The following is an 18,581-nucleotide window of genomic DNA, read 5'->3' as shown; positions in this document are numbered from 1 at the left end:
ATAACGTCTCGATGCTCCGAGGCAATCAGTTCAGTTTGTCCGGATCCGAAATCGGGAAAAGGAGGGGGGCAACCGTAATTCCTTCCGCTGCAAGGTTCTCCGCCTCCTCGCGCGTGGCCTTGCCGTGAATGGGCGCTTCATCCTTTTCGCCGTAATGCTGCGAACGCGCTTCCTCGGCGAATTTGTCGCCGACCCACTGACTGCTCTCGATCGCTTTTGCCTGCGCCTTCGCAAGCTTGGTCAGTGCCTCCGCAACCTCCGGGGGCATGGGAGCGTTGGAAAGCTGCGCCCCCTCTGATGCTGGTGCCTGAGTTGATCCGCGATTTCCTTTTTGCGCCACCGCAGGAGCCATCGGTGCCTTGTCGACGAGATTGCTGCCGCATTCGGGGCAATCCACCAGGCCTCGGTCGCGCTGCATCTGATAATCGCTCGACGAGCCGAACCATCCTTCGAACCGGTGGCCGTTGTTGCAATGGAGATCATAAACAATCATGCGGCGCTACTTGGCCAATTCACGGCGATTGGCAAGGCTGGGAACTTGCGCACGCACTTCTGAAATGCGCGCTGGGTTCACCTGGGCAAATCCCAGCCCCGGCGGAGCATCGCCCAAATCTACCAGGACCTCGCCCCACGGGTCGATCACCAGGCTGTGCCCATAGGTCTGCCGGCCGTCGGCATGCGTGCCAACCTGCGCCGAGGCGACGAGATAGGCGCTTGCCTCGATGGCCCTGGCTCTTTGCAGGACATGCCAATGCGCCTCGCCCGTGGGCACCGTAAACGCGGCGGGAACGGCGATCACGTCGCAGCGCTCATTGCCCAGCGCTTCGAACAGAGCGGGAAAGCGAAGGTCGTAACAGATCGCGAGGCCAAGCTTTCCGGCCGGGGTTTGAACCGTCACAACGTTATTGCCCGGACGATAGGCATTGGATTCCCTCCAGGATTCGCCCGAAGCCAGATCCACGTCGAACATGTGCATTTTGTCATAGCGGGCCGCTATCTCGCCGTTATCATCCACCACGAATGATCGATTGACCCATATACCTTCGCCAGTGTCGATGGCGAGCGAGCCGATGCAGATCCAAATCCCGTGCTTCGCAGAGCAATCGCGGACGGTCGACAGAACCCTGTCTTCTTCCTCGAGCCTTATCGACCCGGCCGCCCGCTTGCGATCTCGGTCGAGCATGCCCGACATTTCGGGCGTGAACAGCATGGCCGCCCCTTCCCCCGCCGCTGCCCCGATCATGTCTGCGAGGAATGCGGCATTTTCTTCGGGAGCGATGCCCGAAGTCATCTGCAGGACGGCAATGTCGGTCATTCAGCCCTCGAGCAATGCATCCAGTTTCCCGGAACGCTCCAGCGCAGCGAGTTCGTCCGAACCGCCGACATAGGTTTCACCGATGAATATCTGCGGCACCGTGCGCGCTTGCGGGGCGCGCTGCTGCAACTCTTCTCGCTTCGGGCCGCCCATCGTGATGTCGTGCTCGTTGTAATCGGCGCCCTTTTCGTCGAGCAGGCGCTTTGCACGGACGCAAAAGCCGCAACCGAATTTGGTATAGATGTCGATTTGCGGTTGGCTCATTGCATATCCTCTGATGTTGCGGGCTATCGCTAGCTACGAATGACAACGCTTGAAAGCGTTTTGGCGGTACCTATTTTATTCGGGTCGGCTCGCTTTGAGCAGACACGGGAGTGCCGACTTAGGGCTCCTTACACAATCAAATTGCTCACTGGAGGATTTGTTTCGATGAACCGTTTTGATACCACCCCCTATCGCCGTTCCACAGTTGGCTTCGATCGCCTGTTCGACCTGATGGAACGTCAGGCACGCAATGCCGGGGGCGATAATTACCCACCTTTCAATATCGAGCGCCGCGACGAGGATGCGTACCGCATCACTCTCGCCGTTGCCGGCTTCCGCGCCGAAGATCTCGAGATCACTGCCCAGCAGAACCTGCTCGTGATCCAGGGCCGCAAGCGTGACGACCAGCCCGAAGGCGAAATGCTGCACATCGGCATCGCCAATCGCGGTTTCGAACGCCGCTTCGACCTGGCCGATTACGTACGCGTCGAGAATGCCGATCTGCGGGACGGGATGCTTTACATCGATCTCGTCCGTGAGGTCCCCGATGCGATGAAGCCCAAGAAGATCGCCATCGGCGGACAGAAGACGCTCGAAGTCGTCAAGAATGAGGACGATAGCGCAGCGGCCTGATCCCGCTCGCTTGCTTACCGCTGGCGGTGCCTCGAAAGGGGCGCCGCCTTTTTCATGACCACAAAACTTCACGGCTAACAACGCGATAGGGGCAGCGCCCTAGAGCACTGCCCCACGACGCGATGCGCCGCCAAGCCTCGGATACGGTTGTCCGGGTCGCAGAAGACGACCGAGTTCGAGGCAAGCCCCACCGCTTGCTCAACGCAGCGTAAATCTCCCTGCTCGTCAGCCTCGGGCTGAGTCGGAGATTGTCTGCCTCATCTATAACAAAAGATAAAGTCGCGCGCTTGTGGGTGCGACGGGCAGAGTGTCGCCCCCGTACAAATGCCTACTATCGTTCGCAGGGATTACAGGACTTTAGATTAGGCGGACGCCGGGCAAAAAAATTTAGACGAGCCGAGCCTGTTCGAGCGCTGCACCGATGAAACCGGCGAAAAGCGGATGCGGATCGAACGGCTTGGACTTGAGTTCAGGATGAAACTGAACACCGACGAACCACGGATGATCGGGCCGTTCGACGATTTCCGGCAGCAGACCGTCAGGCGACATGCCGGAGAAGATCAGGCCCTGCTTTTCCAGCGGTTCGATATATTTGCCGTTCACTTCGTAACGGTGGCGATGGCGCTCGGAAATCTCGGTGCTGCCGCCATAGATCGAGGACACATGGCTGTTGGCGGCGAGCTTTGCGTCATAGGCCCCGAGCCGCATCGTACCGCCCAGATCGCCCCCGTCCTCGCGAGTTTGCAAACCTTCCTGTGTCATCCATTCGGTGATGATACCGACCACCGGTTCGTCCGTGCTGCCGAATTCGGTCGAGCTGGCCTGGGAGAAGCCGGCATTGCGGGCCCCTTCCACGCAGGCCATCTGCATGCCCAGACAGATGCCCAGGAACGGCACCTTGCGTTCGCGGGCGAAGCGGACGCTGGCGATCTTGCCCTCGCTGCCGCGTTCGCCGAACCCGCCGGGCACAAGGATACCGTGCATGGGCTCGAGCTGGGCGGCGATATCGCCATCTGCCTGTTCGAATACCTCGGCGTCGATCCACTTGATGTTGACCTTAACGCGGTGCGCCATTCCGCCGTGGATAAGCGCTTCGTTGAGCGATTTGTACGCATCCTGCAGGCCGACATATTTGCCGACCACGCCGATAGTCACCTCGCCTTCGGGGTTCGAATGGCGGTCCACCACATCGTACCACCGCGAAAGATCCGGTTCGGGCGCATCTTTAATGCCGAAACCGCGCAGGACCTCGGTATCCAGCCCTTCCCTGTGATATTGTAGCGGGACCGAATAAATCGAGGGCGCGTCGAGAGCGGGAATGACCGCTTCCTTGCGCACATTGCAGAAATTGGCGATCTTCTGCCGGTCGCTGTCGGGAATGGGATGCTCGGCGCGGCATAGCAGCACATCGGGCTTGATGCCGAGGCTGGCCAGTTCGCGCACGGAATGCTGCGTCGGCTTCGTCTTCAGTTCACCCGCCGCCGCGATATAGGGCACCAGCGTCACGTGGACGCTCAGCGATTGCATCGGCTCCAGTTCGTTACGGAGCTGCCGGATCGCTTCCATGAACGGCAGGCTCTCGATATCCCCAACCGTACCGCCGATTTCGCACAGGATGAAATCGTGATCGTCCTGCCCGGCCAGCGCGAATTCCTTGATCGCGTCGGTCACATGGGGGACCACCTGCACCGTCGCGCCGAGATAATCGCCGCGCCGTTCCTTGGCGATGATCTGCTGATAGACCCGGCCACTGGTGATATTGTCGCCCTGATGCGCCGAAACGCCGGTGAAGCGCTCGTAATGGCCGAGATCGAGGTCGGTTTCCGCCCCGTCGTCGGTCACATAGACCTCGCCGTGCTGATAGGGGCTCATCGTGCCCGGATCGACGTTGAGATAGGGGTCGAACTTACGAATGCGGACCTTGTAGCCACGCGCCTGGAGGAGGGCAGCAAGCGATGCTGCCATGAGACCTTTGCCAAGCGAGGAGACCACGCCGCCGGTGATGAAGATATACCGCGCCATGGGAGTCGGGCCTTAAGCGTGCGTGTTGAGTCGGCGCAAGGGAAAAGGCGCGCGGCAAGGCGCGCCATCCACCATAGCGCAAGCGAATATCGAAAGCGCGGGCCTTATTCGGCCAGCGGATCGTCGGAAGGAGCAGGTGCCTGAGCCGGTGCGGCAGGAGCTGTTGCCGGTCCGCCAAGCGGATCGTTTTCCACAGGAGCAACGCTGCGATCGAGCGTCGATTCAATCTCACCTGCACCGACACCTTCGACGGCCATCGCGGCGAGCGCGATGGAAAGCGCGACGAAAGCAATAGCCAGCCACTTCGTCGAACGAGTGAGGAAGTCAGCCGCACCGCGTGCACTCAACATGCCGCTCGGGCTGCCGCCGATACCCAGGCCGCCGCCTTCGCTGCGTTGCATCAGGATTACCGTGATGAGTGCCGCGCCGATGATGGCCTGAACGACGGTGAGAAAGAGAAACATGGATGAGATACTCTGGGAAAGCTGTGAATTTCTGCGCCGCATCTAATGGCAGTGCGGCAAAACGGCAAGCGTCAGGCCTCTTCGGTCTCCGACGCTGCAACCACGATGCCGAGAAAGCTTTCGGCCGAAAGGCTTGCACCGCCGACCAGCGCACCGCCCACTTCCGGCAGAGAGAGGATTTCGCGGGCGTTTTCTGGCTTTACCGATCCACCGTAGAGGATCCGCACCCCGGAAGACTGCTCTTCGCCATAGGTTTCATCCAGCAGGCCGCGAATCGCCTTATGCATGGCTTCGATATCGTCAGGCGTGGCGGTCTTGCCGGTGCCGATGGCCCAGACCGGCTCATAGGCCACGGTCAGCCGTTCGGCCGGATCTTCGATCTTCGAGAGGCTGGCCCGCAGCTGCTCGAGCACGAAATCTTCTGCCTGGCCCTTCTCGCGAACAGGCAGAGTTTCACCGCAGCACAGGATAATGCGCAGGCCGGCCTCGATCGCGCTTTCGATCTTGGCATTGATCTGTGCGGCGGTTTCCTTGTGGTCGCCGCGCCGCTCGCTGTGTCCGATAATGACGAACTTGGCACCGGCGTCGGCGAGCATCGTCGCGGAGATATCTCCGGTATGCGCGCCGTCTTCACCGGGGAAACAATCCTGCGCGCCAACACCGATCTGTTCCGCCTCGCGGTGCACGGCATGAATCAGGGTGAACGGCGGAGCAACGGCGACTTCCGCCTTCATGTAACGCTGTGCGGCACGGTCGATTGCGCGCGCTTCGGGCAGCATGGCGCGCGTTCCGTTCATTTTCCAATTGCCGACGATGTAGGGCCGTTCGGCCATAAATTAGGTCTTCCTGTACTGAAACGCTGTTCGGGCGCGTGGCTATATAGGTCGTATGCGTGAGATCGCTAGACGTGGTTCTCTAATGGGTCAAAACCGGACGGCACCTGTTGCGGCTTGGTCGCAGGGCGGATAAAGCGCGCCCCACAACCGGTTCGTTGCCGCCGTTCATCCGGCAGGTGATGGCCAAAAGCACACGAAAAGGCATCTTCGCAAGCCATGCTCACGTTTTTCCGGAATTTCTTCAAGACCAAGATAGGTCTCGCGCTGGCCCTGGCCTTCCTGGTTCTGATCGGTTTCGCCTTCGCCAGTATGGATGTCTCCAATTCGGGCGCATTCGGCGGAGTGGCCGGCGGAAACAGCGTCGCCGTCGTTGGAGATGAAAAGATCGGTACGGCCGACCTCAATTCTGCTGCCAACAACGCACTCCAGCGCACGCGCCAGCAGGATCCCGAAGCCACGATGCAGACGCTGCTCGCGGGCAATGGCCTCAACGATGTGCTTGACGATCTCATCAACCGCTATGCGCTGACTGCCTGGGGCGAGGAAAACGGGCTTCGTGCGGGCACGAATCTGGTGAATAGCGAAATTCGCCAGATTCCCGCCGCCCGCGGTGCCAGCGGTGATTTCAGCACCGACAGCTACAATATCTTTCTGCGTACGAATGGCCTGACCGATGCCGAACTGCGCCAGCAGATCCGCACTTCGCTGTTCTTCCAGCAGTCGATCCTTCCTTCGGTTTATGGGTCGAAGCTTCCCGATAGCATCGCGACGACTTATGCGCGCAGCTTCAAGGAGCGTCGCTTCGGCTCTATCGCCACCATTCCTGCCACCCTGTTCGCCCCGCAAGGCGATCCGACCGATGCGCAGCTGAACAAATTCTACACCGACAAACGCGATCGCTTCGTGCGTCCCGAACGTCGCATCCTGCGTTATGCAACCTTCGACAGCGATGCTCTGGGCGACAGCATCGAACCAAGCGATGCCGATATCGCTGCCTATTATCGGAGCAATGGCGATGAGTACGCCGCTCGCGAACTGCGCAGCTTTACTCAGCTGATCGTGCCGACACGCGAAGGCGCACAAGCGATCGCAGCGCGCATCAAGGGCGGCGAAAGTTTTGCTCAGGCTGCCGCCAGCGCCGGTCTGCGGACCACAACCGTCGATGCGCAGGAAAAGGCTGAAATCGCCAGCACCGCTTCGGCAGCCGTGGCCGACGCGTATTTCGCAGCTGCTCAGGGCACGGTGACAACTCCTGCTCGCAGCCCGCTGGGCTGGCACATAGCCCGGATTACCAATGTCGACAGCCAGCCTGCACGCACTCTTGCCAGCGTCCGCGGTGAAATTGCCGACCAGCTGCGCGAAGAGAACCGCCAGCGCGGCATTTCCGAACTTGCCGTCAATATCGAAGACCGGCTGGGCGACGGTGCATCGCTTTCCTCGGTCGCTGAAGAACTAGGGCTCGACCTGCAGACGACCAGGCCGGTCACTGCGGCCGGCTCCATCTACGGCACTCAGGAGCAGATCCCCGAAGTTCTGCGCCCGGTCCTGAACTTCGCTTTCCAGGCCGACGAGAATGAAGCCCAGATCGGCGCCCTGCCCGACGGCCAGACCTTCCTGGTCTACGATGTCTCCGATATCACCCCTTCGGCTGTCGCACCCCTGGCGCAGATCCGCGAAGATGCGATTGCCCAGTGGCGCCAGGTCCGCGGCGAGCAGTCGGCCAAGGCCGCTGCAGAACGGATCGTGAAGCGTGTCGAGGGCGGGCAGAGCCTTGCCGAAGCCGTCGCTGCGGAAAAGAAGAATATTCGCGCGCCCGAGCAGGTCAATTACAGCCGCGAGGAACTCGCCCGCTTGCAGAATACGCGGGTCCCCGCGCCGATTGCGCTCATGTTCGGCATGGCCAAAGGCACGGTGAAGAAGCTCGAAGGCCAGGGCGACCAGGGTTACTATGTGGTCGATCTGGACCGGATCGAGCTTGAGGATCTGGCCGAGAACGATCCGCTGATCGCACAGGCCCGTTCGCAGGTCGGTCAGGCCTGGAGTGCCGAATATGGCGAACAGCTGCTGAACGCCATGCGCGCCGACGTCGGCGTCGAGCGTAATCCCGATGCCATCGCCGCGGTCCGTCGCCAGCTCCTCGGCGAGCCGAACTGAGCCGCACCTTGACTGGGGATCTGAACGGTTCCGTCTCGGCGCTGGAAGCGTTGGGGCAAGGCAATCCGGCGCTCGTCTGGCGCCGGATCGTCGCCGACACGGTTACCCCGGTCGGTGCCGCTTTGCGCCTTTTCCAGGAAGGGCGCGGGGATTTCCTGCTCGAATCGGTCGAAGGCGGCGAGATCCGCGGTCGCTACAGCCTGCTCGGCCTCGATCCCGATCTGGTCTTCCGCGCGAGCGGCGACGAAGCGTCAATTAACCGCCGGTGGAAGACCGATCGCGATTCCTTCGAAGCCTGCGATAACGGCACGCTGGATGCGCTGCGCGAGCTGCTGGCCCAGTGCCGGATCGATGTGCCGGAAGAACTTCCGCCCGCCCTCGCCTGCCTGGTCGGCTATTTCGGCTATGAGACGATCGGCCTGGTGGAAAAACTGCCGCGCGCGCCGGATAATTCGCTGGACGTGCCGGACATGCTCTTCGTGCGCCCGACGCTCATTCTGGTTTTCGACAGCCTCGAGGACACGCTCTACTGCGTCGCCCCGGTCTGGCCGTCCGATGAGGCGGCGGAGCCTATGCTCGAGCGTGCGCAGGAACGGATCGACGCCGCGCTGTCTTCGCTCGGCTCCGCGATAGACATGGCGGGTGCCACCGCGGCCGATCATCCCGAGCCTTTGCCGCAGCCGACGCTGGCGCCCGAAGAATACGCGACCATGGTGGCGCGGGCGAAAGACTACATCACCGCCGGGGACATCTTCCAGGTCGTCCTGTCGCAGCGGTTCACCGCGCCCTTCGCCCTGCCGCCGATTGCGCTCTATCGGGCGCTGCGGCGGGTCAATCCGTCACCCTTCCTCTATTTTCTCGACCTGCCCGGCTTTGCCGTGGTCGGATCTAGTCCCGAAATCCTCGTGCGGGTGCGTGACGGCGAGGTGACCGTGCGCCCCATCGCCGGGACGCGGCCACGCGGCAAGACTGCTGCCGAGGACCTCGAGGCGGAACTCTCTCTCCTTGCCGATCCGAAGGAACGCGCCGAACATCTCATGCTGCTCGATCTGGGCCGCAACGATGTGGGCCGGGTGGCCGAGGCGGGCAGCGTCACCGTTACCGATAGCTTTACCGTCGAACGCTACAGCCACGTCATGCATATCGTCAGCAATGTCGTCGGCCGTCTGGATCCTTCGCGCGATGCGCTGGAGGCGATGTTCGCGGGCTTTCCGGCAGGCACCGTCAGCGGGGCGCCCAAGCTGCGCGCCTGCGAGATCATCGCCGAGCTCGAGCCTGCCACCCGCGGCGCCTATGCCGGGGGCGTCGGCTATTTCGCGCCCGACGGATCGCTCGATAGCTGTATCGTGCTGCGCACCGCGGTGGTAAAGGACGGCACCATGCATGTGCAGGCTGGCGCAGGGATCGTTGCCGACAGCGATCCTGCCTATGAACAACGAGAATGCGAAGCCAAGGCCGGCGCACTGTTTGCTGCAGCGCGCGAAGCCGTCCGCCTCGCGCAGGAACCCGGTTACGGCCAATGAAATACGCAATCCTCGCCCTGCCCCTGATGCTCCTCGCTGCCTGCGAGCCCGCGCCCGAGGGTGAACCCGTCACCCGCACGCGCATCGATGGCCAGGGCAGCCCCTCCGACGCGCCCACACCCAGCGATACTGCATCGGGTACGACGCGGGTCGAAAGCGCTTGCCGCTCAATCATCTTCGAGGACAGCCCCCTCACCCACTGCCTCGCCACGCCGGCACGGCACACTATCTCGATGGATCTCGGCCCGTCGGGCGAAGCACCTTACCGCAGCCTCACCGCGTTCTCGCAGGCGCAGTCGCCCGCCAGCATAGCCTTCGCGATGAACGGCGGGATGTATGACGATGAGGGCAAGCCCATCGGCTATTACGTCGAGAACGGGGACCGCCTGCAGACGCTGAACACGGCGGATGGCGAAGGCAATTTCCACATGACGCCCAATGGGGTGTTCTTCGGCGCCAATGGCAAATGGGAAGTCCGCGCCACCGAAGATTTTCTCGCCAATGTGCGCGAGAGGCCCGATTTCGGCACGCAGTCCGGCCCGATGCTGGTGATCGAGGGCAAGCTCCATCCGGAAATCACCCAGGACGGCGAATCGCGCTACATCCGCAACGCGGTCGGCGTGGACGACAAGGGCCGCGCCCATTTCGTGATTTCCAACGGACCGGTCAGCTTCGGTAAGCTGGCGCGGTTCTATCGCGACGAACTCAATGTGAAGAACGCACTCTATCTGGACGGCAATGTCTCGGCCCTGTGGAATCCCGCCACCGGCCGCCTCGACACCGGCGCGCCGATAGGGCCGATCATCGTGGTCGGAAAGAAGGACCAGCAAAGTGATTGAATACGAACGCACTCTCTATCCCGAAATCGAGCCCTACGAGACGGGCATGCTCGACGTCGGTGAAGGCCATTCGCTGTATTATGAGCGGGTCGGCACACCGGGTGCCAAGCCCGCGGTGTTCCTGCACGGGGGCCCGGGCGGCGGCATGTCGCCAGCGCATCGCCGCCAGTGGGATCCGGAGCTTTACGACGTCCTGCTGTTCGACCAGCGCGGCTGCGGCCAGTCTCTGCCTTTCGCCGAGATCGAGAATAACGACACCTGGCGCATCGTCGACGATGTCGAGAAACTGCGGGAAATGTGCGGCCACGAAAAATGGCAGGCCTTCGGCGGCAGCTGGGGCGCCACCCTCGCGCTTGCCTATGCGCAGGCCCATCCCGACCGCGTGACCGAAATCGTCCTGCGCGGCGTTTTCCTGGGGCGGCAGACCGAGAAGGACTGGCTCTACAAATATGGCGCCAGCGAGATCATGGCCGAACAATGGGACGATTTCACCGGCCTCATCCCGGAAGAAGAGCGCGGCGATCTGGTCAAGGCCTATTACGACCGGCTGACCAGCGACAACGAACAGATCCGCCTCGCCGCAGCGCGCGAATGGTCGCTGTGGGAAGGCAATGTCGCCACACTGCTCCCCGACGAGGACCTGCTCGACACCTTCGCCGATCCGTCGAAGGCAGTGCCCTTCGCCCGCATCTGCGCCAAGTTCTTCCTGCAGGATTTCTTCCTCGAGGAAGCGCAGCTGCTCAAGAATGCGGATCGCATCAAGCATATCCCCGGCATCATCGTGCAGGGCCGCCACGACATCTGCACCCCGCCCACCTCGGCATGGGCGCTGAAGAAGGTCTGGCCCGAAGCGGAACTGTGGATCGTCCAGGATGCGGGCCATGCCGCCAGCGAACCGGGCATCATCGACGGCCTCGTCCGCGCGACCGACAAGCTCGCTGGCAAGGAGGGGTGATGATCGCGGCAGCTTTCCTTGCTTGAAAGCTGCGCCGCTCACGCCCAATCACCGCAGGACATGACCGCCAACAGATCGATCCTCGTCGTCGACAATTACGACAGCTTCACCTTCAACCTGGTCCATTATCTTATGGAACTGGGGGCCGAGGTCGATGTCGTGCGCAACGATGCCATCACTGCTGAAGAGGCCATCGCGAAGGATGCGGCGGGCTATCTCATCTCGCCCGGCCCCTGCACGCCGAATGAAGCCGGGGTCAGCCTCGATCTGGTCGCCGCGTGTGCCAAGGCGGAAAAGCCCCTGCTCGGGGTGTGCCTCGGCCATCAGTCGATCGGGCAGCATTTCGGCGGCAAGGTGGTGCGCGGCGGACTGATGCACGGCAAGACCAGCGATCTGACGCATGACGGCAGCGGCGTTTTCGCAAAGCTGCCCTCGCCCTACACCGCCACCCGCTATCACTCGCTGGTGGTGGAGGATATTCCTGACTGCCTGATCGTCAACGCCACCAGCGAGACGCCCGGTCTCGACGGGTCGAGCGTGATGGGCTTCCGGCATGAAAGCCTGCCCATCCACGGCGTCCAGTTCCATCCCGAAAGTATCGCCACCGAACATGGCCACGCCCTGCTGGCCAACTTCCTTGCGATCTGCGGCGTGGATGCCAAGGTGCCGGCATGAGCAGACAGCTTCCCTCGGCGGACACGCACCTCACCGAAGACAATGCGCATGAGATCTTCGGCTGGATCCTCGACGGCGAAGTAGGCGACGAGGAAATCGGCCGCTTTCTGGTCGATATGTCGGCCCGCAGCGAGACCTCGGAAGAGATTGCCGGGGCTGCGCGCGCCCTGCGCGACCGGTTGATACCGGTGCCCGCGCCTGACGGCACGATCGATTGCTGCGGCACCGGCGGTGACGGTCACCACACACTCAACGTCTCGACGGCAGTCAGCCTGGTGGTGGCGGCGTGCGGCGTGCCTGTTGCGAAGCATGGCAACCGGGCCGCCAGTTCCAAATCGGGCGCTGCCGATACGCTGGAGGCGCTAGGTCTCGATATGGAAGCGGCGGGAAGAACCGCCGAGAAGACACTGAACAACCTGGGAATTTGCTTCCTTTTCGCCAAGAACCACCATCCGGCGATGGGCCGTATCCAGCCCATCCGGCAGAAACTGGGCGTGCGCACCATCTTCAACCTGATGGGGCCGCTCTCCAATCCCGCGGGCGTGACCCGACAGCTGATCGGCATCGCACGCCCGGCCTATGTGCCGATCTATGCCCGGGCCAAGGCGCGGCTGGGTACGGAGCGAACCTTTATCGCCTCGGGCGACGAGGGGCTCGACGAACTCAGCCTCGCGGGCGGCAACGAACTGGCCGACGTTACCGGCCATGATTTCGAAATGCGGCGCGTCGTCGCGGTCCAGGCCAATCTGCCTCATTCCCCGGTAGAGGCGATCCGTGGCGGCGATCCGGCCTATAACGCCAAGGCGCTCGAAGCGCTGCTGATGGGCGCGCCCGGGCCCTATCGCGATGCGGTGCTCTTCAATGCTGCCGCCACGCTGATCGTTGCCGGCAAGACCGAAGACTGGGCGGAGGGTGCGCAGATGGCGGCCGAAGCTCTCGACAGCGGGCGGGCAAGACAATTGCTGATCGACTGGATCGCACTGGCCAAATGAACAAGCTTGAACAGATCTGCGCGACCAAGCGCGAAGAAGTCGCCGCGCGCAGGGCGCAGCGCAGCCTCTCTGTCCTCGACGGGATTGCCCGCGAACAGGGCGCGCCGCGCGGTTTTCATCGCGCGCTGGAAGACGCGCAGCAGACCGGCTTCGGCCTGATCGCGGAGATCAAGAAAGCCTCGCCGTCCAAGGGCCTCATCCGCCCCGACTTCCAGCCCGCCGACCATGCGCAGGCCTATGCTGCAGGCGGTGCCGCCTGCCTCTCCGTGTTGACCGATGCGCCCTATTTCCAGGGCCATGAGGACTATCTCGTCGCCGCCCGTGCAGCCTGCGCGCTTCCCGTGCTGCGCAAGGATTTCATGGTCGATCCCTGGCAAGTCGCCGAAGCGCGGGCGCTGGGCGCGGATGCCATTCTCATCATCGTCGCCGCGCTGGAAGACACGCAGATGGCCGAGATCGAGGCCGCGGCTTTCGAGCGGGGTATGGACGTCCTCGTCGAAGTGCACGATGCCGCCGAGATGGAGCGGGCAGCCGGATTGAAGTCACGTCTTCTGGGTGTAAACAACCGCAATCTCAAGACCTTCGAAACCAATCTTGCCACGACGGAAGAACTCGCCGCATTGGCGCCTGCGGACGCCATGCTGGTCGGGGAAAGCGGCATTTTCACGCATGAGGATTGCCAGCGTCTGGCCGATGCCGGTGTGCGCAGCTTCCTCGTCGGCGAAAGTCTCATGCGGCAGGACGATGTCGAGGCGGCCACCCGCCGGCTCCTGACCGGCAATTAACACTGTCCTACACGGTCTGGCCGCGTCATAGGTCGGGCATGCACATGTCCGGCAATCCCTTCCCGCAATCCGGGGTTTTTAGCTCCAGGACTGTGCTCCAGGCGCTCCATCCTTCAGCTTGCAGGTTCGCTACATGAACAAACTCACCCATCTCGACGATAAGGGCGCGGCGCATATGGTCGATGTCGGCGGCAAGCGCGAAACCGCGCGGCTGGCGGTGGCCGAAGGGCGTATCCGCATGAATGCCGAAGCGCTCGACGCGATCATGGCCGGGGCCACGGCGAAGGGCGATGCCCTCGCCACCGCGCGGATCGCCGGGATCATGGCTGCCAAGAAAACGGGCGATCTGATTCCGCTGTGCCATCCGCTCGGGCTGGAAAGCGTGACCGTGGAGTTCGAGCGGGAAGACGATGCGATCCGCGTGGTGGCGAGCGCCTCGCTCACCGGCAAGACGGGGGTGGAAATGGAAGCGATGACCGCTGCCGGGATCGCCCTCCTCACGCTCTACGACATGGGCAAGGCGATCGACCGGGCAATGGTGATCGGCGGCGTGCGCCTGCTGTCCAAGACCGGCGGCAAGTCGGGCGAATGGAACGCGGAGGACTGAAAGGGGAACAGCTGTTCTCCCCAACTGTCTCGAAAATGGCCGTATTGCTTGACTTGTGAAAATCGGTTGCCTAATTGTTCCACATTCGTTCACAGGGTTGTGAACAGGAACATGGGAGTTTTCCGATGCTGACTGCCAAGCAGCACGAGCTGATCCGCTTCATTCAGGAAAAGCTGGAAGAGACCGGCATTTCGCCCTCTTTCGAAGAGATGAAGGAAGCGCTCGATCTCAAGAGCAAGTCCGGCGTGCATCGCCTGATTTCCGCGCTTGAAGAACGCGGTTTCATCCGCCGCCTGCCCAACCGGGCCCGCGCGCTGGAAATCATCAAGCTGCCAGAAAACTCGGTGACCGGCACGGTGCGGGCTCCCGCATCGCCTGCCCAGCCTGCTGCAAATGATTCCGTCGTTGCCGCGCACGCCGCCAAGCCGGTCGCGCCCGAACCGGCCAACGACATCATCGAGGTTCCGCTTCACGGACGCATCGCGGCCGGCGCCCCGATCGAAGCGATCGAAGGCCAGTCCTCCATGCCGGTCCCGGCCGCCCTGCTCGGCCCCGGCGATCACTACGCCCTCGAAGTCAGCGGCGATTCCATGATCGAAGCGGGCATTTTCGATGGCGATTTCGCCCTCGTGAAGCGGACCGAAACCGCGCGTGACGGTGAAATCGTGGTCGCTCTGGTCGATAATGAGGAAGCGACGCTCAAATACCTGCGCAAGGAAGGCACCATGGTGCGCCTCGATCCTGCAAACGGCAGCTATGAACCGCAGGTCTACGAGGCTGGCCGGGTCCAGGTTCAGGGCAAGCTTGCGGGCCTTTTGCGCCGCTATCACTGATCCTGCCGGGAATGGGGCGGCGGGCGGGCCTAACCGCCACTCGCCCCTTTCCACCATCCATGGCTGCCCTGTCCCTGCGCGACCGTCTCGATTTCGCCCTTGTCGAGATAGATGGCCAGCCCCCCGCTACGCTCGAGAAAGCGGCGGTCTGATTTCAGCCATTTGGGCCTGCAACTTCTCGGCAGCCACCGTTCCGAAATGACAATATCCGCCCTCTCGCAAGCCGCGGCGAGTGCACGCTCATCGATCAGTTCGCGGCTGCGGGAGATCAGGACGAACCAGCTCCTTTCGCCCTTTTGCACGGGGAGACTGCAGAAATCCGGGCTGCAACGCGCTCCCGGCCACCGCTCCAGATCGATCGGCGCGGCCTCCGTACCGGCAAGCTCGACCAGATTGTCCTGGGCATAGGATCCGGGCTTGTCCCGCAGTACGAACAGCCGTCCGTTTTCGCCCACCAGACCGACATCGCCGCCATCACGCGCCACGAGTATGTCGGGCGCAGCTGTCGTCACCAGTAGAAAGGACCCGACCAGGACCGGACCAAATCCTGCAAGCCGCGCCCTTCCCCGCCACAGCGCCAGCCACAAACCTCCGGCCACAAAGAAGATCACCGCCGGAAGGCCGATATGAGGCACCAGCTTTACTGCTCCCGGCTGCGATGCAGTCAGATGCGCTATGGAGAGAAGGAGATCGAGTGACTGGCCGGCGAGCCACCAGGCAGGAGCGCCTGCACCGAGCAGGTCGAGGAGCAAGGCCACCGCAATCAGCGGCATCGACACGAAGGTCACAAGCGGAATGGCGATGACATTGGCAAACGCACCGTAAAGTCCGGCGCGGTGGAAGTGGAAGAGGACTATCGGCGTAAGCGCGATCTCGATCACCAGACCGGTAACGAAAAGCATCACCATCCGCCTGCCCAGTCGCCTTATCCAACTCTCCTCCCGCGAAGCCAGGAAATCGCGCACCGGACCAGCATTGTGGAGCGCCACGATCGCGATAACCGCTGCAAAACTCATCTGGAAGCTCGGGCCCACCAATGATTCCGGCCACAAAAGCAGCACGATCGCCGCAGCTATGGCGACCATGCGCATGGACAGCGGCTCGCGTCCGAGAGCTAAGGCGCCGAGCACAAGCAGCGCCCCGATGCAGCTGCGAACAGTCGGCACTTCGGCCCCGGTCAACAGAGTGTATCCTATTCCCGCGCCGGCCGCCACGGCGGCAGAGAGCAAGGGCAGGCGAACTCTGAGGGTTAGCCAAGGGAAAAGAGCGAGGGATTTCATGACGAGAAAATAGGCCGCCGCGATAACAGCACTCACATGAAGACCACTGATCGACAGCAGATGGGTCAGACCCGCATCGCGCATCGCTGCGTCATCCTGCGTTGCAATGGCGCCGCGATCCCCACTTGCAAATGCGGCCGCGATCGTTCCGGCAGAACCATCCAACCGTGCCCGGACATGCCTGGAAAGGGCCTCTTGCATCCTCGCGATGCGTCCCGAAGAGGATGTAGCCCGCTCCACCAACTCGATCTCGCCAGCGAGAGAGCCCGTCGCCGCAAGTCCTTCAAACCACGCCCGCCGTGCAAAATCATACGCACCGGGAAGCAGGGGCGGTGCCGGCGGCATCAAACGCGCTTTGAACCGGATACGAGCGCCTGTGCTATATTCGGGAGAGTAGCGATCAAGAGGAACGTTGACCCGCACCTTGATAGGTCTTCCGGTCTCACCATCACGCGCCGCGACGATAAGCCTCACCCGCCCCTCTGCGGGCTGTTCTTCGCGTTCGAGAATGCGCGCATCAAGTGTCATCATCGCGGGGTGATCGATGGGTTCGGCGCCGACTATAGCCGACCGCGCCCAGATCACCATCAGCCCCAGTGTGATAGCTATCGCGACGGCTGCGACCGCAAGCCGGAGATTAGGGAGGCTGCCTTGCTCTCTTCTGAAAACAGATGCGACCGTCGTAACAATCACCAAGGCTAACGCTATAGCGCCCCATTGCCAGAGATCATGAAGCGCGAACCATATCCCAATTCCGCATGCGAAACAGACTGTTAGCCATGGGCCCCTGTCGAAACCAGAACGATCTAGAAATGCTTCGGTTTGCCCGGCCGTTCTGGACATTGCAGCACGCATACGCCAAGGGCGCTGCATTGCAGCATCGGCGGGCAGCCCCCCATCGCCGAATGGCACCATCGGCGTCCGCTGTGTCGCCATGCAAGGACTTGAAAGGAAAGACGAAGCAATGGCAAGCGAAACCAGCAAACAGGTCGTCACCAGGTTTGCGCCATCGCCTACCGGCTTCCTCCATATCGGTGGAGCTCGAACCGCGCTCTTCAACTGGCTATATGCTCGTCACCACGGCGGAAAAGCCCTGCTGCGTATCGAAGATACCGACCGCAAGCGCAGCACGCAGGAAGCCATCGACAAGATTATCGAAGGGCTCGACTGGCTTGGTCTCGAATTCGACGAACCGCCGGTCTTTCAATCCGATCGGGCCGAACGGCACGCAGAGGTTGCAAAGCAGCTGCTGGAAGCGGGACATGCGTATAAATGCTTCGCCACTCCGGAAGAACTCGAAGCCATGCGAGCGGAGCAGAGAGCCAACAAGCTGCCGATGCGGTATGATCGCCGTTGGCGTGACCGGGACGAAAGCGAGGCGCCTGAAGGGGCGCCCTATGTCATACGCCTCAAAGTTCCGACTGAGGGTGAGACCATCATTGATGACGAAGTCCAAGGAAAGGTGACGGTCAAAAACGCAGAGATCGACGATTATGTCCTCCTGCGGGCTGATGGCACGCCGACCTATATGTTAGCTGTCGTCGTCGATGACCATGACATGGGCGTCTCCCACATCATCCGCGGTGACGACCATCTCAACAATGCATTTCGGCAGCTGCCTATTGTTCGCGCTATGAACGAGATCGAAGGCGGGTGGCCCGATCCGGTTTACGCGCATGTTCCGCTCATCCATGGCAGCGATGGTGCGAAGCTGTCCAAGCGGCACGGTGCTGTAGGCGTCGAAGCTTACCGCTACGAAGAGGGTGTCCTTCCGGAGGCATTGTTCAACTATCTGTTGCGCCTCGGCTGGGGACACGGTGACCGCGAGGAAATAACCCGCGAAGAAGCAGTCGAACTGTTCGATCTGGATGGCGTCGGCAAAAGCGCGTCCCGTTTCGACATCAAAAAGCTCCAGAACTTGAACGGACATTATATTCGTGAAGCCGATGATGCGCGCCTTGCAACTCTGGTCGCTTCCAAGCTCGGTCAAGAAGAGAACCAACAATTGCTTGAAGACGCCATGCCGGTGTTGAAACCTCGCGCCAAGAGCGTGAACGAACTGGTTGAAGGCGCGGCATTTCTTTTCATGCAGCGCCCACTTGAGATGACCGACAAAGCTGCAGCCTTGCTTGATGGCGAAGCCCGCCAGCGACTGGGCGGCCTCTCGGCCCGGCTTGCCAAGGAAAATCACTGGACAATCGAGGCTCTCGAAGCCACTACGAAGGCGTATGCCGAAGAGCTGGAACTGGGTCTCGGCAAGCTGGCGCAGCCCATGAGGGCAGCGTTAACGGGCACCACCACATCGCCCGGAATTTTCGATGTACTGGTCCTGCTGGGCAAGGAAGAGTCGCTCGCGCGTATCGACGCGCAGGCTGCGCCCTCAGGATCGAATGAATTGAACTGA

18 protein-coding genes are annotated in these 18,581 nt (G+C 62.0%); 11 read left to right on the top strand and 7 right to left on the bottom strand.

What is annotated here, in order from left to right:
• Window positions 1-25: 25 nt before the first annotated feature.
• Genes ACI2I1_RS10370 through grxC form a run of 3 tightly spaced genes read right to left on the bottom strand, consistent with a single transcriptional unit; the run spans window position 26 to window position 1,579 of the window.
• Window positions 26-493 carry a DUF1178 family protein gene (locus tag ACI2I1_RS10370; RefSeq protein ID WP_404679028.1) on the bottom strand — a complete coding sequence of 156 codons (468 nt, stop codon included), beginning with the start codon at window positions 491-493 and terminating at the stop codon, window positions 26-28.
• A gap of 6 nt (window positions 494-499) precedes the next feature.
• Window positions 500-1,315 (bottom strand): carbon-nitrogen hydrolase family protein, encoded by an 816-nt coding sequence (locus ACI2I1_RS10365; RefSeq protein ID WP_404679027.1) that lies wholly within the window; start codon window positions 1,313-1,315, stop codon window positions 500-502.
• A complete protein-coding gene (gene grxC / locus ACI2I1_RS10360) occupies window positions 1,316-1,579 on the bottom strand; it encodes a glutaredoxin 3 (protein WP_404679026.1) in 264 nt (87 codons plus the stop codon).
• Between the two features lie 165 nt (window positions 1,580-1,744).
• Here grxC and ACI2I1_RS10355 point away from each other — a divergent pair, with 165 nt between their 5' ends.
• Window positions 1,745-2,212: an Hsp20 family protein gene (locus ACI2I1_RS10355; protein WP_221541615.1), complete on the top strand. Its 468-nt coding sequence runs from the start codon at window positions 1,745-1,747 to the stop codon at window positions 2,210-2,212.
• Between the two features lie 387 nt (window positions 2,213-2,599).
• Here the strand turns inward: ACI2I1_RS10355 and ACI2I1_RS10350 are convergent, their stop codons facing one another.
• From ACI2I1_RS10350 to tpiA, 3 genes are all read right to left on the bottom strand, one after another.
• Window positions 2,600-4,234, bottom strand: coding sequence for a CTP synthase (locus tag ACI2I1_RS10350; RefSeq protein ID WP_224811544.1), 1,635 nt, complete (start codon window positions 4,232-4,234; stop codon window positions 2,600-2,602).
• Window positions 4,235-4,338: 104 nt separating this feature from the next.
• Window positions 4,339-4,698, bottom strand: coding sequence for a preprotein translocase subunit SecG (gene secG / locus ACI2I1_RS10345; RefSeq protein WP_404679025.1), 360 nt, complete (start codon window positions 4,696-4,698; stop codon window positions 4,339-4,341).
• A gap of 71 nt (window positions 4,699-4,769) precedes the next feature.
• Window positions 4,770-5,531 (bottom strand): triose-phosphate isomerase, encoded by a 762-nt coding sequence (gene tpiA, locus ACI2I1_RS10340; protein WP_404679024.1) that lies wholly within the window; start codon window positions 5,529-5,531, stop codon window positions 4,770-4,772.
• Window positions 5,532-5,750: 219 nt separating this feature from the next.
• On the opposite strand from tpiA, the gene ACI2I1_RS10335 reads away from it, so the two are divergent.
• The 9 genes from ACI2I1_RS10335 (at window position 5,751) to lexA (ending at window position 14,897) form a co-directional block, all read left to right on the top strand.
• Window positions 5,751-7,688 carry a peptidyl-prolyl cis-trans isomerase gene (locus ACI2I1_RS10335; protein ID WP_404679023.1) on the top strand — a complete coding sequence of 646 codons (1,938 nt, stop codon included), beginning with the start codon at window positions 5,751-5,753 and terminating at the stop codon, window positions 7,686-7,688.
• A gap of 8 nt (window positions 7,689-7,696) precedes the next feature.
• Entirely contained in the window at window positions 7,697-9,211 is a 1,515-nt protein-coding gene (gene trpE, locus ACI2I1_RS10330; protein ID WP_404679022.1) for an anthranilate synthase component I, read from the top strand.
• Window positions 9,208-10,050, top strand: a complete 843-nt coding sequence (locus ACI2I1_RS10325; protein ID WP_404679021.1) for a phosphodiester glycosidase family protein — start codon at window positions 9,208-9,210, stop codon at window positions 10,048-10,050. Before trpE ends, ACI2I1_RS10325 begins: the two co-directional genes overlap by 4 nt.
• Window positions 10,043-11,005, top strand: coding sequence for a prolyl aminopeptidase (pip, locus tag ACI2I1_RS10320; protein ID WP_404679020.1), 963 nt, complete (start codon window positions 10,043-10,045; stop codon window positions 11,003-11,005). Before ACI2I1_RS10325 ends, pip begins: the two co-directional genes overlap by 8 nt.
• 60 nt (window positions 11,006-11,065) lie before the next feature.
• Window positions 11,066-11,680 (top strand): anthranilate synthase component II, encoded by a 615-nt coding sequence (locus ACI2I1_RS10315; protein ID WP_404679019.1) that lies wholly within the window; start codon window positions 11,066-11,068, stop codon window positions 11,678-11,680.
• Window positions 11,677-12,672: an anthranilate phosphoribosyltransferase gene (gene trpD, locus ACI2I1_RS10310; protein WP_404679018.1), complete on the top strand. Its 996-nt coding sequence runs from the start codon at window positions 11,677-11,679 to the stop codon at window positions 12,670-12,672. Before ACI2I1_RS10315 ends, trpD begins: the two co-directional genes overlap by 4 nt.
• Window positions 12,669-13,457 (top strand): indole-3-glycerol phosphate synthase TrpC, encoded by a 789-nt coding sequence (gene trpC, locus ACI2I1_RS10305; protein WP_404679017.1) that lies wholly within the window; start codon window positions 12,669-12,671, stop codon window positions 13,455-13,457. Before trpD ends, trpC begins: the two co-directional genes overlap by 4 nt.
• Window positions 13,458-13,590: 133 nt before the next feature.
• Complete coding sequence (moaC, locus tag ACI2I1_RS10300) at window positions 13,591-14,064, top strand: cyclic pyranopterin monophosphate synthase MoaC (protein ID WP_404679016.1); 474 nt, start codon at window positions 13,591-13,593, stop codon at window positions 14,062-14,064.
• Window positions 14,065-14,189: 125 nt separating this feature from the next.
• Complete coding sequence (gene lexA, locus ACI2I1_RS10295) at window positions 14,190-14,897, top strand: transcriptional repressor LexA (RefSeq protein ID WP_404679015.1); 708 nt, start codon at window positions 14,190-14,192, stop codon at window positions 14,895-14,897.
• Window positions 14,898-14,926: 29 nt separating this feature from the next.
• Here the strand turns inward: lexA and ACI2I1_RS10290 are convergent, their stop codons facing one another.
• Complete coding sequence (locus ACI2I1_RS10290) at window positions 14,927-17,113, bottom strand: ComEC/Rec2 family competence protein (protein ID WP_404679014.1); 2,187 nt, start codon at window positions 17,111-17,113, stop codon at window positions 14,927-14,929.
• 28 nt (window positions 17,114-17,141) lie between these two features.
• On the opposite strand from ACI2I1_RS10290, the gene gltX reads away from it, so the two are divergent.
• Window positions 17,142-18,581 carry a glutamate--tRNA ligase gene (gltX, locus tag ACI2I1_RS10285; RefSeq protein ID WP_404679013.1) on the top strand — a complete coding sequence of 480 codons (1,440 nt, stop codon included), beginning with the start codon at window positions 17,142-17,144 and terminating at the stop codon, window positions 18,579-18,581.

It is taken from the genome of Qipengyuania sp. NPDC077563 (assembly GCF_044901345.1).
In the GTDB taxonomy this organism is placed as follows: domain Bacteria; phylum Pseudomonadota; class Alphaproteobacteria; order Sphingomonadales; family Sphingomonadaceae; genus Qipengyuania; species Qipengyuania aestuarii.
The sequence above is the reverse complement of the archived record's forward strand: the minus strand, read 5'-3'. Positions and strand labels throughout refer to the sequence as shown.

Coding starts and splice junctions, on each gene's coding strand:
- ACI2I1_RS10290 (WP_404679014.1), bottom strand. CDS start 17,113: ATGGCGACACAGCGGACGCCGATGGTGCCATTCGGCGATGGGGGGCTG.
- lexA (WP_404679015.1), top strand. CDS start 14,190: ATGCTGACTGCCAAGCAGCACGAGCTGATCCGCTTCATTCAGGAAAAG.
- ACI2I1_RS10370 (WP_404679028.1), bottom strand. CDS start 493: ATGATTGTTTATGATCTCCATTGCAACAACGGCCACCGGTTCGAAGGA.
- secG (WP_404679025.1), bottom strand. CDS start 4,698: ATGTTTCTCTTTCTCACCGTCGTTCAGGCCATCATCGGCGCGGCACTC.
- ACI2I1_RS10315 (WP_404679019.1), top strand. CDS start 11,066: ATGACCGCCAACAGATCGATCCTCGTCGTCGACAATTACGACAGCTTC.
- ACI2I1_RS10325 (WP_404679021.1), top strand. CDS start 9,208: ATGAAATACGCAATCCTCGCCCTGCCCCTGATGCTCCTCGCTGCCTGC.
- ACI2I1_RS10335 (WP_404679023.1), top strand. CDS start 5,751: ATGCTCACGTTTTTCCGGAATTTCTTCAAGACCAAGATAGGTCTCGCG.
- grxC (WP_404679026.1), bottom strand. CDS start 1,579: ATGAGCCAACCGCAAATCGACATCTATACCAAATTCGGTTGCGGCTTT.
- ACI2I1_RS10365 (WP_404679027.1), bottom strand. CDS start 1,315: ATGACCGACATTGCCGTCCTGCAGATGACTTCGGGCATCGCTCCCGAA.
- trpC (WP_404679017.1), top strand. CDS start 12,669: ATGAACAAGCTTGAACAGATCTGCGCGACCAAGCGCGAAGAAGTCGCC.
- tpiA (WP_404679024.1), bottom strand. CDS start 5,531: ATGGCCGAACGGCCCTACATCGTCGGCAATTGGAAAATGAACGGAACG.
- ACI2I1_RS10355 (WP_221541615.1), top strand. CDS start 1,745: ATGAACCGTTTTGATACCACCCCCTATCGCCGTTCCACAGTTGGCTTC.
- gltX (WP_404679013.1), top strand. CDS start 17,142: ATGGCAAGCGAAACCAGCAAACAGGTCGTCACCAGGTTTGCGCCATCG.
- trpD (WP_404679018.1), top strand. CDS start 11,677: ATGAGCAGACAGCTTCCCTCGGCGGACACGCACCTCACCGAAGACAAT.
- moaC (WP_404679016.1), top strand. CDS start 13,591: ATGAACAAACTCACCCATCTCGACGATAAGGGCGCGGCGCATATGGTC.
- ACI2I1_RS10350 (WP_224811544.1), bottom strand. CDS start 4,234: ATGGCGCGGTATATCTTCATCACCGGCGGCGTGGTCTCCTCGCTTGGC.